Annotated in this window: 13 protein-coding genes; 8 read left to right on the top strand and 5 right to left on the bottom strand. The window is 69.1% G+C overall.

Annotated elements, in window-relative coordinates; all coding sequences use genetic code 11:
• Positions 1-76 precede the first annotated feature (76 nt).
• From ACIPY8_RS09535 to ACIPY8_RS09550, 4 genes are all read left to right on the top strand, one after another.
• A complete protein-coding gene (locus tag ACIPY8_RS09535; protein WP_400817326.1) occupies positions 77-622 on the top strand; it encodes a single-stranded DNA-binding protein in 546 nt (181 codons plus the stop codon).
• Positions 623-682: 60 nt separating this feature from the next.
• Complete coding sequence (locus ACIPY8_RS09540) at positions 683-1,177, top strand: DUF6993 domain-containing protein (RefSeq protein ID WP_400817328.1); 495 nt, start codon at positions 683-685, stop codon at positions 1,175-1,177.
• Positions 1,178-1,240: 63 nt separating this feature from the next.
• A complete protein-coding gene (gene ettA / locus ACIPY8_RS09545) occupies positions 1,241-2,920 on the top strand; it encodes an energy-dependent translational throttle protein EttA (RefSeq protein WP_400817330.1) in 1,680 nt (559 codons plus the stop codon).
• Between the two features lie 5 nt (positions 2,921-2,925).
• Entirely contained in the window at positions 2,926-3,414 is a 489-nt protein-coding gene (locus ACIPY8_RS09550; protein ID WP_400817332.1) for an acyl-CoA thioesterase, read from the top strand.
• A gap of 41 nt (positions 3,415-3,455) precedes the next feature.
• On the opposite strand, the gene ACIPY8_RS09555 is transcribed toward ACIPY8_RS09550, so the two are convergent.
• Complete coding sequence (locus tag ACIPY8_RS09555; RefSeq protein WP_400817334.1) at positions 3,456-4,343, bottom strand: acyl-CoA thioesterase; 888 nt, start codon at positions 4,341-4,343, stop codon at positions 3,456-3,458.
• A 53-nt stretch (positions 4,344-4,396) separates the two neighbouring features.
• Here ACIPY8_RS09555 and ACIPY8_RS09560 point away from each other — a divergent pair, with 53 nt between their 5' ends.
• On the top strand, positions 4,397-5,062 hold the full coding sequence (locus ACIPY8_RS09560) for a hypothetical protein (protein ID WP_400817336.1): 666 nt from the start codon (positions 4,397-4,399) through the stop codon (positions 5,060-5,062).
• Between the two features lie 19 nt (positions 5,063-5,081).
• Here ACIPY8_RS09560 and ACIPY8_RS09565 read toward each other — a convergent pair whose 3' ends face one another.
• The 4 genes from ACIPY8_RS09565 to pepN all read right to left on the bottom strand — a co-directional run bounded on the left by ACIPY8_RS09565 (position 5,082) and on the right by pepN (position 10,894).
• Positions 5,082-6,740: an FAD-binding dehydrogenase gene (locus ACIPY8_RS09565; protein ID WP_400817338.1), complete on the bottom strand. Its 1,659-nt coding sequence runs from the start codon at positions 6,738-6,740 to the stop codon at positions 5,082-5,084.
• On the bottom strand, positions 6,737-7,234 hold the full coding sequence (locus ACIPY8_RS09570; protein ID WP_400817689.1) for a globin: 498 nt from the start codon (positions 7,232-7,234) through the stop codon (positions 6,737-6,739). The genes ACIPY8_RS09565 and ACIPY8_RS09570 overlap by 4 nt, the downstream gene beginning before the upstream one ends.
• The gene (locus ACIPY8_RS09575) at positions 7,183-8,262 is read right to left on the bottom strand and encodes a mechanosensitive ion channel family protein (RefSeq protein ID WP_400817691.1); all 1,080 of its coding nucleotides are present in this window, start codon (positions 8,260-8,262) and stop codon (positions 7,183-7,185) included. The genes ACIPY8_RS09570 and ACIPY8_RS09575 overlap by 52 nt, the downstream gene beginning before the upstream one ends.
• 79 nt (positions 8,263-8,341) lie before the next feature.
• Positions 8,342-10,894: an aminopeptidase N gene (pepN, locus tag ACIPY8_RS09580; RefSeq protein ID WP_400817340.1), complete on the bottom strand. Its 2,553-nt coding sequence runs from the start codon at positions 10,892-10,894 to the stop codon at positions 8,342-8,344.
• A 124-nt stretch (positions 10,895-11,018) separates the two neighbouring features.
• Here pepN and ACIPY8_RS09585 point away from each other — a divergent pair, with 124 nt between their 5' ends.
• Genes ACIPY8_RS09585 through ACIPY8_RS09595 form a run of 3 tightly spaced genes read left to right on the top strand, consistent with a single transcriptional unit; the run spans position 11,019 to position 13,743 of the window.
• The gene (locus ACIPY8_RS09585) at positions 11,019-12,203 is read left to right on the top strand and encodes a ferrochelatase (RefSeq protein ID WP_400817342.1); all 1,185 of its coding nucleotides are present in this window, start codon (positions 11,019-11,021) and stop codon (positions 12,201-12,203) included.
• 54 nt (positions 12,204-12,257) lie between these two features.
• Positions 12,258-12,743 carry a ribose-5-phosphate isomerase gene (locus ACIPY8_RS09590; protein ID WP_400817344.1) on the top strand — a complete coding sequence of 162 codons (486 nt, stop codon included), beginning with the start codon at positions 12,258-12,260 and terminating at the stop codon, positions 12,741-12,743.
• 1 nt (position 12,744) lies between these two features.
• Positions 12,745-13,743: an Fpg/Nei family DNA glycosylase gene (locus ACIPY8_RS09595; RefSeq protein WP_400817345.1), complete on the top strand. Its 999-nt coding sequence runs from the start codon at positions 12,745-12,747 to the stop codon at positions 13,741-13,743.
• Positions 13,744-13,765: the final 22 nt, after the last annotated feature.

Raw genomic sequence — 13,765 nt, forward strand, 5'->3', positions numbered from 1 at the left:
CGGGGTCGCGACGTCGCTCGGAACGCGCAGGATGTGAGCACCCGGGTGATCAGCCCCGGATCACAGAGGAGCAGACATGCAGGACATCGTGACCATCGTGGGCAATGTGGCGACCGACCCGACCCAGGGAAGGACGGCCGGCGGCGTGCCCGTCACCAACTTCCGACTCGCCAGCTCGCACCGACGCTTCGACGATGCGACGCAGACGTGGGTCGAGGTTGCGACGAACTGGTACTCCGTCGCCGCTTTCCGCGGCCTCGCCGAGAACGTGAAGGCCTCCTTGCGATCGGGGGACAGCGTGATCGTCGTCGGCCGCATCAAGATCCGCGCGTGGGAGAACAACGGCAAGCAGGGGACGAGCATCGACATCGACGCCGACGCGATCGGCCACGATCTCAAGTGGGGCACCGCGAACTACCGCCGCACGCCGAAGGGCAGCGGGGCCGACCGGAGGGAGGATTCCGCGACGGCGTCCCCCGGGTCGGAGCAGTCGCCGTTCGACGAGGCGGACCGGAGCCCGAGGGAGCCGGACTTCGGAGATGCGTGGACGGCGGAGCAGTCCCGGGAGCACGATGGTTCGCCCACCGCGTCGTACTCCGACCGGGCCGGCGTCGCATCCTGACACCGCTCGGGCCACGGCATGCACGCCGTCGGGGCGAAGAGCTCCGCGTAGACTCGGGGCGTGCTTCGACGACCAGTCCTCTCCGCGACGCGTGCAGCCCTGGCCCTCGGCGCCATCGGCGCCGCGCTGCTGCTCACCGCGTGCGGTCCGATGGGAGACGCCTCGCCGTCGCCGTCCGCGGGGACGTCCGCTCCGACTCCGTCGACCACGCCGGAGTCTCCTGTCTATGTCGCCGACGGCAGCGCCGAGGACAACCTCCCGTTGTTCAGCACGATCACCGCTCAGGTGTGGGCGACCGACCAACGTGGCGCCGGTCGCGCGTACATCGACGCCCTCATCGCGGCGGGGTTCGACCGCGCAGCGATGCAGGTCACGCAGGATGTGTCGACCGTGGGTAACGCGGCGGAGAGTCTGCAGTTCTCGGTGGCCTGGGGCGAGACGGAGTGTCTGATCGGCCAGGTGGGGCCGTCGACGGGGGAGCCGGTCACCGCTGTGATGCCCCAGCTCGACGGAGGACGCTGTCTGATCGGCACGACGCGCGCGATCGACTGGTGACGCTCGACGAGGCCGGTAGGCTGGAGTGTCGATCAACGACGCCAACAGAAGGAGCGGTTTTCGGTGGCTGAGTACATCTACTCGATGGTTCGTGCACGCAAGGCGGTGGGTGAGAAGCTCATCCTCGACGACGTCACGATGTCGTTCCTGCCCGGGGCCAAGATCGGCATGGTCGGCCCGAACGGCGCCGGAAAGTCGACGATCCTCAAGATCATGGCCGGCCTCGACACGCCCTCGAACGGCGAGGCGAAGCTGACTCCCGGATTCAGTGTCGGCATCCTCATGCAGGAGCCGGAGCTGGACGAGTCGAAGACCGTGCTGGAGAACATTCAGGACGGCATCGCGATCAAGGCGAAGCTCGACCGGTTCAACGAGATCTCCGCGCTCATGGCCGATCCCGACGCGGACTTCGACGCGCTGCTCGCCGAGATGGGCACGCTGCAGGAGGAGATCGACGCCGCGGACGGATGGGACCTCGACTCGCAGCTCGACCAGGCGATGGACGCGCTCCGCACGCCTCCGGGCGACGCCGCGATCGCCCCGCTGTCCGGTGGAGAGAAGCGTCGAGTGGCGCTGGCCAAGCTGCTGCTCCAGAAGCCCGACCTCCTGCTCCTCGACGAGCCCACCAACCACCTCGACGCCGAGAGCGTGCTCTGGCTCGAGCAGCACCTGCAGGCGTACAAGGGCGCGGTCATCGCCATCACCCACGACCGGTACTTCCTCGACCACGTGGCCGAGTGGATCGCCGAGGTCGACCGCGGACGCCTGATCGGCTACGAGGGCAACTACTCGACCTACCTGGAGAAGAAGGGCGAGCGCCTCGAGATCCAGGGCAAGAAGGACGCCAAGCTCGCGAAGCGCCTCAAGGAGGAGCTCGAATGGGTGCGCTCCAGCGCCAAGGGGCGTCAGACCAAGTCGAAGGCCCGTCTGGCCCGGTACGAGGAGATGGCGGCGGAGGCGGAGCGGACTCGGAAGCTCGACTTCGAAGAGATCCAGATCCCGGCCGGCCCTCGCCTCGGCAACGTCGTGATCGAGGCGAAGAAGCTGCAGAAGGGCTTCGACGGGCGCTCGCTCATCGACGGTCTGAGCTTCAGCCTGCCGCCGAACGGCATCGTCGGCGTGATCGGTCCGAACGGCGTCGGAAAGACGACGCTCTTCAAGACGATCGTCGGTCTGGAGCCGCTCGACGGGGGAGACCTCAAGGTCGGCGAGACGGTCAAGATCAGCTACGTCGACCAGTCGCGGGCGAACATCGATCCCGACAAGACGCTCTGGGAGGTCGTGTCCGACGGGCTCGACTTCATCGTGGTCGGAAAGACCGAGATCCCGTCGCGCGCCTACGTCTCGAAGTTCGGCTTCAAGGGACCGGATCAGCAGAAGAAGGCCGGGGTGCTCTCCGGTGGTGAGCGCAACCGCCTGAACCTGGCGCTCACGCTCAAGGAGGGCGGCAACCTGCTGCTGCTCGACGAGCCGACCAACGACCTCGACGTCGAGACCCTCAGCTCGCTCGAGAACGCACTGCTCGAGTTCCCCGGCTGCGCCGTGGTCATCACCCACGACCGGTGGTTCCTCGACCGCATCGCGACGCACATCCTCGCCTACGAGGGCACCGACGAGAAGCCCGACCAGTGGTACTGGTTCGAGGGCAACTTCGAGGCGTACGAGGAGAACAAGGTCGAACGCCTCGGACCGGACGCCGCGAAGCCGCACCGTTCCACGCACCGCAAGCTCACGCGCGACTGATCGCGATGGCCGAAGCGACTCCCGGACCCCGTCTGCACATCCCCATCCAGCTGCGCTGGGGGGACCTGGACGCGTTCAACCACGTCAACAACACCTCGATGCTCAAACTGCTCGAGGAGGCGCGGGTGCGTGCGTTCTGGCGGGCGGGGCCGGGGGAGCAGGCCCCGTCCACCGCGGTCCTCGACTCGGGGATCGACGAGGGAATCCTCACGCTGATCGCCCGTCAGGAGATCGAGTACCTCGCTCCGGTCCCGTACCAGCGACGCCCGCTCGAGGTGCAGATGTGGTTCGGAAAGCTCGGCGGATCCAGCGTCGAGGTCTGCTACGAGGTGCACAACGACCCGACAGCCGAACCCCGCACCATCTACGCGCGCTCGACGGCCGTGATCGTCCTCGTGGATGCCGCGACGGGACGCCCCACCCGCTTGACGCAGGAGATGCGCGACGTCTGGGAGCCCTTCGTCGGGCCGTCGATCGAATACGCGCACCGCTGATCGATCACGTGCACCGCTGATCGCGGTCGCGCCCCCGCCGGCTACGGCGTCTCCGGGACCCGCACCATGATCTCCTGCGCGACGGAGGCCACGAGCCGACCGTCGCGCGTGTAGATGCGCCCCTGCGCGAGCCCGCGTCCGCCGCGGGCGTTCGGCGACTCCTGCACGTACAGCAGCCACTCGTCCACGCGAGCGGGACGATGCCACCACATGGCGTGGTCGAGGCTCGCGACCTTGAGTCCGGGAAGCGCCCAGAACACGCCGTGCGCGCGCAGGATCGACTCCTGGATCGTCATGTCGCTCAGGTACGCGAGGGCCGCGCGGTGGATGCGGGGATCGTCCGGCAGCGGCGCCCGCATCCGCATCCACACGCCCTGGTGCGGAACCCGATCGTCATCGCTCGGGAAGAACAGCGGGGACTCGACGTGACGGACGTCCGCGGCGCGGTCGGTGAGCATGCTCGCCGTTCCCGGGGGGAGGCCGTCGACGCGCTTCTCGTCGGGAAGCAGGGACTCCGGATCCGGTACGCCGTCGGGCATCGGCGTCGAGTGCTCCACGCCGGGCCCTTCGTCCTGGAACGAGGCGATCATTGAGAAGATCGGCACCCCGTTCTGATACGCCTGCGAGCGGCGCGTCGAGAAGGAGCGTCCGTCGTGGATACGGTCCACCGCGATCGTGATGCCCTGGGCGGCGTCACCCGGCCGGAGGAAGTAGCCGTGCATGGAGTGGACCGCACGGTCCTCGGGAAGCGTGCGCTCTGCCGCGAGGAGGCTCTGTGCGAGCACCTGACCGCCGTAGATGCGTCCCGACGGCATCGGATGCGAGCGTCCGGTGAAGATGTCCTCGGTGGTTCGCGCCTGGGTCGCATCGAGATCGAGCACGGCCAGGAGCTGATCGACCGTGCGGGTCGCGTGGGCATCGGGCGTCATGAGGTCCTTCCCCGCGGACGGGGGCGACCGCTGGCGTTGATAGTTTAGATGCTGTGCCCCACCAGCTCGTCCTCGCCGATGCCCCGACCGCCAAGGACGTCCTGACGTTCCTCGGCCGCGCCGGGCGCATCACCGACGAGGGGGTGCGACTCCAGGCGGCTCGCGGCGTCCTGGCTCTCACCAGCGCCGCCCTCGCCCCGCACGGGCTCTTCGACCACACTCCGACGGTGCTCGGCATGCGCGTCGTGCACGCTGATCCGGAGCTGGAATGCGACATCGTGGTGGCCTCGCTCACCGAGACGGCGGACGAGCGAGTGCTCGCGCTCCCGGAGACGGGCCTGTCGCCGGCGTGGGCGGGCATCGCACCGCCCCGTGCTGACTGGACGCCGGAAGGACGGCTGACCGCGTCCGTCATCGCGCAACGCGCCCAGTGGGGCATCAGCGCCGTGGCCCGCGGGGCGACGGACGGCGCCGGGGAGGAAGCGGTCCGCGCCCTCCGCGCGGCCATCTGGGGCGAACCGGACGAGGATCTGCTCGGCCTGCCCCGCGGAGTGGCCTTCGCCGCGGATGCGTTCGGATTCATCTCCGGCGAGGAGGACGTCGCCGTCCTGCGATCGGGGCGATGGACCAGGCTCGCGTTCCGCCGCGGGCATGTGCTGACGCGCGGACCCGCGGTCGTCGGACTCACCGCTGTGCGGGGCACCGGCGCATCGGAGTGAGCAAGAGGAGCGCCTTCGTTCAGCGGGCGGCCGCGCGACCCGCCTGACGCCCGGAGAACAGACAGCCGCCCAGGAACGTGCCCTCGAGGGCACGGTAGCCGTGCACGCCGCCGCCTCCGAAACCGCTCGCCTCGCCCGCCACGTACAGCCCCGGGATCGGCGAGCCCTCCGCGTCGAGAGCGCGGCCGTCCAGGTCGGTCGTGATGCCGCCGAGCGACTTGCGGGTGAGGACATGCAGCTTGACGGCGATCATCGGGCCGGCCGCCGGATCCTGCAGCCGGTGCGGAGTGGCGGTGCGGATCAGTCGATCACCGCGATATCCGCGCATGGAGCGCAGCATCCCGATCTGCGCGTCCTTGGAGAACTCGTTGTCCATCTCGAGGTCGCGCGCGACGATCTCGCGGCGGACGTGATCGACGTCGAGCAGCTCCCCGCCGTCGTGCCGCCGCATCTGCTCGAGGAGCGAGTCGAGGTCGTTCTCGACGATGAAGTCCGCACCCTCGTCGAGGAAGGCCTGCACAGGGCCGGTGGGTCCCTTCGCGAGCCGGGAGCGCAGCAGCAGCCCGACGTCCTTGCCGGTGAGATCGGGGTTCTGCTCGCTGCCGGAGAGGGCGAACTCCTTCTCGACGATCTGGCGCGACGTGACGAACCAGGAGTGGTCGTGTCCGTTGCGTCGCAGGTGCTCGAGGGTGCCGAGCGTGTCAAACCCCGGGAACAGAGGCACCGGCAGTCGACGCCCGGTGGCGTCGAGCCACAGCGACGACGGTCCAGGGAGGATGCGGATGCCGTGCGACGGCCACACCGGGTCCCAGTTGCGGATCCCCTCGACGTAGTGCCACATGCGATCGCCGTTGATGAGACGGGCGCCGGCGGCGGCGCTGACCGACTGCATGGAGCCGTCCACGTACGCAGGCACGCCGGTGAGCATGTTCTCGGGCGGGGTGCCGAGTCGGTCGGGCCAGGCGGCGCGCACGAGCTCGTGGTTGCCGCCGATGCCTCCCGAGGCGACGATCGTCGCCGAGGCCGTGATGGTGAAGTCGCCGATCACCTCGCGCGAGGACTCGACGCCGCGCTCTGCGGCGCTCGACGCGAGGACCGATCCGCTCGCACCCGTGACCACGCCGTCGGTGACGGTCAGCTCGGTCACGCGGTGGCGGGGGAGGATCGTGACGCGCCCGTCGCGCTCGGCCTGCTCCACCGCGGCCTGGAAGGGGGCGACGATGCCAGGGCCGGTGCCCCACGTGATGTGGAATCTCGGCACGGAGTTGCCGGGTCCGAGTGCACCGTAGCCCCCGCGCTCGGCCCAGCCCACGACGGGGAAGAAGCCGACTCCCCGCTCACGCAGCCAGGCGCGCTTCTCGCCGGCGGCGAACTGCAGGTACGCCTCGGCCCAGCGGCGGGGCCAGTCGTCCTCCGGTCGGTCGAAACCGGCGGTGCCGAACCAGTCCTGCGTGGCGAGCGCGAGCGAGTCGCGGATGCCCATGCGTCGCTGCTCGGGGGAGTCGATGAAGAACAGGCCGCCGAACGACCACCAGGCCTGGCCGCCGAGATTCGTGCGGGGTTCCTGATCGATCAGGATCACCCGGCGGCCGGCGTCCAGGGCTTCGGATGCGGCGACGAGACCGGCCAGCCCCCATCCGATCACGAGGACGTCGGTGGACAGGGGCGTGGTCGTCATGGGGTCTCCGTTGATTCCTGACGTGAGCGCGTCTCGAGTGTCGGGCGTCCGTCGGCTCCCGCGCCGATGCCCGAGGGCTCGAACGTGTTCACCATGGCATACGCGGCGCGCTCGAGGTAGTCCCACAGGGTGGATTCGTGGAGGGGCGACAACTGCGCCTCGTCGAGCGCCGTCCGCATGTGACGCAGCCAACGATCACGGGCATCCGGATCGACGTGGAACGGCATGTGCCGCATCCGCAGGCGCGGGTGTCCGCGCGTCTCGCCGTACGTCGTGGGCCCACCCCAGTACTGCTCGAGGAACAGCAGAAGACGCTCCTCGGCCGGACCGAGGTCGTCCTCCGGGTACATGGGCTTGAGTACGGGATCGAGCGCGACCTCACGGTAGAACACCGAGACGATCTTCGCGAACGTCTCGCGCCCGCCGACCTCGTCGTAGAACGTCACTTCTGCGGGCTCCCGTCGTCGTTCTGCTGCTGCTTCTTGCGCCGCCAGATCCCGCGGTCCGGGATCACCGGCACACCGGTCACGGCGTTCGGCCGGGTCTTGGGCGGATTCGCTCCGCGCACGCGGCGGGCACCGTCGAGTCCCGTCGGCACGACCGTGGCCATGCTGGGCAGTGCGATCTCCTTGTCGAGGAACGCCGCACGCAGGCGTTTGCGCAGCTCCTGGGCGACGTCGTCCTTCGCGTTGGCGCGGGCCTTGATGACGAGCCGCACGACGAGGGCATCGCCGCCGATGGACTCGAGTCCCCACAGCTCGGGCTTCTCGATGATGCGCGTGCGCCACTTGGGATCCTTGGCGAGGCCCTGGGCGGTCTCCAGCATGACCTGCTCGACCTGATCGAGGTCCACATCGAGCGGCATGCCGAGGTCGATGATCGCACGGGCCCAGCCCTGCGACATGTTGCCGATCCGGAGCACCTCGCCGTTGCGCACGTACCAGAGCGTGCCGTTGACGTCACGCACCTGGGTGATGCGCACGCTCACGTACTCGACGACGCCGGTCGCGAGGCCGAGGTCGACCACGTCGCCGATGCCGATCTGGTCTTCGGCGACGATGAATATCCCGTTGAGCACGTCCTTGACGATGTTCTGCGCGCCGAAGCCGAGGCCGGCGCCCACTGCGGCGGTGAGGAGCGTGAGCGAGCCGAGCAGACTGTTGTCGAGGGCGTTCACGATCAGGACGACCGCGATCACCACGAGCATCACGTTCACGATGTTCTGCAGGATCGTGCCGAGGGTGCGCGTGCGCTGGACGAGGCGCATGTCGGCCAGCGGACTGCGCTCCAGAGCCTGCGTGTCGTCGACGGCCGCCTTGCTCTTGGCGGTGTCGACGATGCGGTGCACCACGCGACGGATGACGATCCGCAGCACGAGCGCAATCAGCACGCACGCGACGATAATGATCGCGACGTTGAGCGCGCGCATCCCCACGACCCCAAGGATGTTGAGGAAGTCGGTCCACCACACGGGCGCGACGACCTCGGCGGGGGGAGTATCGGTCTCGAACGGCAGCATCATCATCACCTCCCAGAGTAGCGATCAGGCCTCTGCGCGGGCTGGACGCACCGCGCAGAGGCCTGATCGAGGAGAGGGTTCGTCAGTCCTCGGCGTCGCGCGACTGGGCGGCGAGGGCGCGCTCCACGTCGGCGAGGTTCTCGAGCACGAGGCGGCGCAGAGCGGGTGCGGCGTCCTGGTGCTCGGCGAGCCACCCGCGGGTCGCGTCGCGCAGAGCCACGTCGGCAATCGCTGTCGGGAACAGCCCCACCACGAGGTACTGGGCGATCTGGTAGGTGCGGGACTCCCAGATCGGCAGCAGCATGTCGAAGTACGGCTGCACGAACTCGCGCAGCACCTCGGCGCCGGCGGGGTGCACGAAGCCGAGTGCGGCGGAGCGCACGATCGTGTTGGGGGCGTCGTCACGCTCGATCAGCGATGCCCAGGCCGCCTTCTTCGACGCGAGGTCGGGAAGTGCGGCGCGGGCCTGCGCCGCGAACTCGCCGCCCTTGGCGGTGTTGTCCGCCGCGAGGGCCGCGTCGATCGCCGCAGCGTCCGTTGCTCCGATCGTGGCGAGACCCACGAGCAGCTGCCAGTTCAGGTCGGCGTCGATCTCGAGGCCGGGGAGCGTTTCCTCGCCCGAGCGCAGACGGCCGATGACGCCGGCGTGCTCGGGGGTGACGAGCGCTCCGGCGAACGCCGTGACGAACTGCAGCTGGCTGTCGCTGCCGGACTCGGCGCCCTCTGCGAGAGCCCACAGCCCATCGGCGACCTTCTGGCGGGCCGCGGCGCGATTCTCCGGCGTCACGTAGAGCGTCGCGGCGGTACGCAGCTGCGCGAGCGTCGTGCGCACGGTGGTCGACTCGGTCTCGCGACCGATGTTGCCGAGCACGAGGTCGATGTAATCGGAGGCCGCGGTCTCGGCATCCCGCGTCTGGTCCCAGGCGGCACCCCACACGAGCGAGCGGGCCAGCGGGTCGCTGATGTCGGCGAGGTGCGCGATCGCCGTCTCGAGCGAACGCTCGTCGAGACGGATCTTCGCGTACGCGAGATCGTTGTCGTTCAGCAGCACGAGGTCGGGACGCTTCAGGCCGACGAGCTCAGGGACCTCGGTGCGATCTCCGTCGACGTCGACCTCGGCGTAGTGGCTGCGCACGAGTGCGCCGTCGGTGAGCGAGTAGAAGCCGATGCCGAGGCGGTGCGGGCGGATCGTCGAGTAGTCGGCGGGAGCCGTCTGCGTCACGGCGAAGCGCGAGATCGTGCCGTCGGCATCCTCGGCGATGACCGGCTCGAGCGTGTTGACCCCTGCGGTCTCCAGCCACTTCTTGGACCAGGTGCTGAGATCGCGTCCGCTCGTGGCCTCGAGCTCGGTGAGGAGGTCGCTCAGCTCGGTGTTGCCCCACGAGTGCTTCTGGAAGTACTGCGAGACGCCGGCGAAGAACTGCTCGATGCCGACCCACGCGGCGAGCTGCTTGAGGACGGACCCGCCCTTGGCGTACGTGATGCCGTCGAAGTTGACCTGGACGTCTTCGAGGTCGTTGATCTCCGCGACGATCGGATGCGTGGAGGGAAGCTGGTCCTGGCGGTAGGCCCAGGTCTTCTCCATGGCGTTGAACGTGGTCCAGGCCTCGGTCCACTCGGTGGCCTCGGCGGTGGCGATGGTCGAGGCCCACTCGGCGAACGACTCGTTCAGCCACAGGTCGTTCCACCACTTCATGGTGACGAGGTCGCCGAACCACATGTGCGCGAGCTCGTGCAGGATCGTGACGACGCGGCGCTCCTTGACCGCATCCGTCACCTTGCTGCGGAACACGTACGTCTCGGTGAACGTCACCGCTCCCGCGTTCTCCATCGCTCCCGCGTTGAACTCCGGCACGAAGAGCTGGTCGTACTTGGCGAACGGGTAGGGCACGCCGAACTTCGACTCGAAGTAGGCGAAGCCCTCGCGGGTCTTGTCGAAGATGTAATCGGCGTCGAGGTGCTGCCACAGGCTCTTGCGGCCGTACACGCCGAGCGGGATCACACGGCCCGAGGCGCTCGTGAGCTCCGAGAACGTCGACTCGTAGGGACCGGCGACGAGCGCGGTGATGTACGAGGAGATGCGCGGCGTGGGCTCGAAGCCCCACGTGGCGATCGAGCTGTCGTCGTGCAGGATCGGCTCGGGCGTGGGGGAGTTGGAGACGACCTTCCATGCGGCCGGGGCTGTGACCGTGAACTGGAACGTCGCCTTGAGGTCGGGCTGCTCGAACACCGCGAACACACGGCGGGAGTCGGGGACCTCGAACTGCGAGTACAGGTAGACCTCGCCGTCGACCGGGTCGACGAAGCGGTGCAGACCCTCACCCGTGTTCGTGTAGAGGCAGTCCGCGTCGACCACGAGCACGTTCTCGGCCTGCAGGCCGGTCAGCGCGATGCGCGAGTCCGCGAAGACCTCGGCGGGGTCGAGCTGCTCGCCGTTGAGCGAGATCTCGCGCACGTCGCGCGCGATGAGGTCGATGAAGGTGAAGCTCTCGGGCGTGGCGGTGAAGCGCACGACGCTGCGGGAGCCGAAGACCTCGGCACCCTTCGTCAGGTCGAGGGACACCTCGTACGACTGCGTGTCGACGACGTCGCGGCGCTCCTGCGCTTCGATGCGGGTGAGGTTCTCTCCAGGCACAGGTGTACTCCCAGGGGTGAGGGGATGCTGCCGTAACCCGGCGCAGTTGGCACCCACGGCAACCATGACAGCCTACGCCAGCATCGCGGCCTGTCTCGCGCCGGAGAGGTGAAAGGATGGAGAGGTGACTGCGATCGAGCCGAACACCGTCCCCTTTGCCTCTCCCGCCGCTGGCGGCGGTGCGCCCTTCGTGACGACACCCGTCGCCTACGACGGCATCCTGCTCGCGGGGTTCGGCGGACCGGAGGGCCAGGACGACGTCATCCCGTTCCTGCGCAACGTCACACGCGGTCGCGGCATCCCGGACGAGCGTCTGGAGGAGGTCGCGCACCACTACCGCCACTTCGGCGGAGTCAGCCCGATCAACGGACAGAACCGCATCCTGAAGGAGGCGCTCGAGGCGGAGCTGTCGCGTCGCGGCATCGAGCTCCCGGTGTACTGGGGCAACCGCAACTGGAGCCCGTACCTGGAAGAGGTCGTGACCGAGGCGGCCGATGCCGGCCACACCACGCTCCTCGCCTTCGCGACGAGCGCGTACAGCTCGTTCTCCAGCTGCCGTCAGTACCGCGAGGACTTCGCGCGGGTTCTGGAGGAGACCGGACTCGGTGAGACGGTCACGATCGACAAGATCCGCCCGTTCTACGACCACCCCGGGTTCGTCGAATCGTTCGAGACCGGGGTGCGTGAGGCGGTCGAGGGCTTCCTCGGTGAGGGCATCCCCGCGTCCGACATCCAGATCCTCTTCTCGACCCACAGCATCCCCACCGAGGACGCCGAGCGCTCGGGCGCCCGCGACATCGAGTGGGGCGAGGGCGGCGCGTACGCCGCGCAGCACCTGGCCGTGGCCGCCTGGGTCATGGACCGCGTCCGCGAGAGCATCCCCGCCGCGGCCGACGTCTCCTGGGAGCTCGTCTACCAGTCGCGCTCCGGCCCCGCATCGCAGCCGTGGCTCGAGCCCGACGTGTGCGACGTGATCGGAGAACTGCCCGAGCGCGGCCGCCGCGCCGTCGCGGTCGTGCCCGTCGGCTTCATGAGCGATCACATGGAGGTCCTCTGGGACCTCGACACCGAGGCCGCCGAGGCCGCCGAGGAGGCGGGACTCGCCTTCACGCGCACGCCCACCCCGGGTGTCGCCCCCTCGTTCGTCACGGGCATCGTCGATCTGATCCTCGAACGCCTCGAGGGGCGTCCGAACGAGGAGCGCCCGCACGTCACCTCGCTCCCCGGCGGGTTCGACGTCTGCCGTCCCGGCTGCTGCGAGAACATCCGCGCGGGATTCAAACCCGCGGCCGCGGGTATCGCGCCCTGACCTCGCGGTCACGCGTGCGGCGATCCGGGGAGCGCCGCTCCTAGGATGGGAGCCATGCGCATCCACATCGCCACCGATCACGCCGGTCTCGACTTCTCGACGCAGCTCCAGCAGCACCTGCGCGCCGCGGGGCACGAGGTCGTCGACCACGGACCGGTCGAGTACGACGCCCTGGACGACTACCCGGCGTTCTGCATCCGCGCCGCCCAGGCCGTCGTCTCGGACCAGGCCGCGGGCGTGGCGACGCTCGGGGTGGTCTTCGGCGGATCGGGCAACGGCGAGCAGATCGCCGCGAACAAGGTCGAGGGCGTCCGCGCCGCGCTCGTGTGGAACACCTCCACGGCCGAACTCGCCCGCCAGCACAACGACGCCAACGTCATCTCGATCGGCGCGCGCCAGCACTCGTTCGATGAGGTCGCCTCCTTCATCGACACCTTCATCGCGACTCCGTTCTCGGATGAGGAACGTCATGTGAGGCGCATCGCGCAGATCGCGGACTTCGAGCGCGACGGATCCCTGCTGCCGGACCCGCGGGCCTGACATGCCCGAGGGTCACTCCGTCCACCGCATCGCGCGCCAGTTCGACCGCAACTTCGTCGGGAAGGTGCTCCGCGCATCGAGCCCGCAGGGGCGCTTCGCCGAGGGGGCTGCGGTGCTCGATCGGCGCGAGGCGGTCAGCGTCCAGGCCGTCGGCAAGCAGATGTTCCTCGAGTTCGAGGGGGCGATCTGGCTCCGCGTGCACCTCGGCCTCTACGGCGCCTGGGACTTCGCGGGGGAGATCCTCGTCGATCCGACGATCGCCTCGGCGAACGGGCGCATGGGGCAGACCAATCAGCGCGGCACCGTGGTCGACGAGGAGATCCTCGATGACGCGGGGGAGAACTCGCTCGCGTCGATCGGCGCACCGCGACGCACGCGCGTGCACGTGCGCATGTCGGAGCAGACCAAGGGACTCGCGGACGAGGACATGGAGTGGCCTCCGCCGGTCGTGGGGCAGGTGCGGTTGCGCCTCCTGACCGACATCACGGCGGCGGATCTGCGCGGACCGACGGCGTGCGTTCTGCAGACTCCCGAAGAGATGCTCGCGACGGTCGCGAAGCTCGGTCCCGACCCGCTCGTCGGGGATCCGACCGAGAACGAGGAGCGGTTCGTCCGCGCCGTGCGCAAGACGCAGACCGTGATCGCGCTGCTTCTCATGGACCAGTCCGTGGTCAGCGGGATCGGCAACGTGTACCGCGCCGAGATGCTCTACCGCCAGCGCCTCAACCCGCACACGCCGGGCAGGCAGGTGCCCGAGGACGTCGTGCGCGCACTGTGGCACGACTGGGTGCGGCTGCTCGCGATCGGCGTCGAGACCGGGCAGATGATGACCATGGACGACCTGTCGCCGGACGAGTATCGCGCCGCCATGGCGAGCCGCGACGATCGGCACTGGGTCTATCATCGGGCCGGTCTGCCCTGCCGCGTGTGCGGGACGGAGATCGCCCTCGAGGAGCTCGGCGCCCGCAAGCTCTACTGGTGTCCGCGCTGCCAGGCCTGAGCCCACGGCCGTAGGCTGAGGG

The organism is Microbacterium sp. NPDC089696, assembly GCF_044749125.1.
Taxonomy (GTDB): domain Bacteria; phylum Actinomycetota; class Actinomycetes; order Actinomycetales; family Microbacteriaceae; genus Microbacterium.